This window comes from Niastella sp. sgz303648, from assembly GCF_059587045.1.
On sequence record NZ_JCAPSW010000055.1, the window covers coordinates 1 to 1,499 of the forward strand.

The 1,499-nt window shown below is 52.4% G+C and carries 1 protein-coding gene; it reads left to right on the forward strand.

The window, feature by feature from the left end:
* Window positions 1-16: 16 nt before the first annotated feature.
* Window positions 17-1,499: condensation domain-containing protein (locus tag AC59IL_RS38870; protein ID WP_496557658.1), on the forward strand; the 1,483-nt coding region annotated here is incomplete at its 3' end.

Here is a 1,499-nt window from a genome sequence, read left to right on the forward strand (position 1 = left end):
TAGGCTGGAGGGGAGTGTGCAATATCATTTGCCGGCGATATTGAAATTGGAAGGCCATATTCGTGAAGAAGTACTCGAAAAAGTATTCCGTCATATCATCGACCGTCATGAAGCGTTGCGAACAGTTATCCGTGACCGTGATGGCCATCCTTATCAGCAGATCTTAGCTCCGGATGCCTGGCGGTTGGAAGTTTTGGAACGACCAGGCCTGAAAGGCAGTGAACTGGAAGATTTGCTGGCATCCCTTGTGGATCAGCCTTTTGCTCTGTCGGCCGATTATCCTGTTCGTGCCCGGTTATTGAGCCTGGGTTCCGGAGAATATATATTGATCGCAACCCTTCATCACATCGCTTCGGATGGATGGTCTAATTCGATCCTCATAGAAGAGTTCATGGCGCTGTATAGCGATGTAGAGAATGGTGTTCCTGTATCGCTGCCGGTATTGCCTGTGCAATACGCGGATTATGCGATCTGGCAACGCTCGTATCTGCAGGGAGAAGTGTTGGAGAGAAAGCTGCAATACTGGAGGGATCAATTGTCGGGGGCGGAGACTTTGCAGCTTCCAACCGATCATCCGCGTCCTGCGATCCAAAGCAGCAGAGGCCGTTCGCATGGTTTTATGATCGATGCTTCGTTGTTGGGACAGCTACAGTTGCTGTCGCAGCAGGAGGGCGTGACGCTATTCATGCTGCTGTTGTCTGCATTCAAATTGTTGTTAAACCGCTACAGCGGCCAATCAGATATTAGTGTAGGAACGCCTGTGGCGAATCGTCCGCTGGCTGAAGTAGAAGGCCTGATCGGATTTTTTGTCAATACGGTGGTGTTGCGCACGGAAGTAAACAGCGATGTCACATTCAGGGATCTGTTGTCATCGGTGAAGCAGACAACGCTGGGCGCCTATGCGCACCAGGATGTGCCATTCGAAAAGGTCGTGGAAGCAGTGGTGCGTGATCGTGATATGAGTCGCCATCCTTTGTTCAACGTAATGTTCACGTTGCAAAACAAATCCCGGCAAGGGAAAGAACAGGCGGGTGCCGGCAGTCTGCAGCTTACGTTGCTACATCCGGAGCACACAACGTCGAAATTCGATATGATGTTGTCGGTTACGGAAACGGAGGCCGGACTGGCGGCAGACATTGAATATTGCACAGACCTGTATGAAGCCGATACGATCGGTCGGATGTCGGATCATTATGTGCAATTGCTTCGCGCTGTGGTACAGTACCCGGATCGTCGCGTAGGCATGTTGGAGCTGATAAGTGAAAGCGAACGGGATGAGCTCGGGTTGTTCAATGCCACAACGGTGGATTATGGCATTGCAGGCACGGTGGTAGATCAGTTTGTAGCGCAGGCCGGCCAGTCGCCGGATGCAGTAGCGGTGGTATATGAGGGATCGCGTTTGAGCTATCGGGAGCTGGATGAGCGCACGAACCAGCTGGCGCATTACCTGCATAAGCAGGGCGTGGGAGCCGGGGTGCTGGTGCCGCTCTGCATAGAGC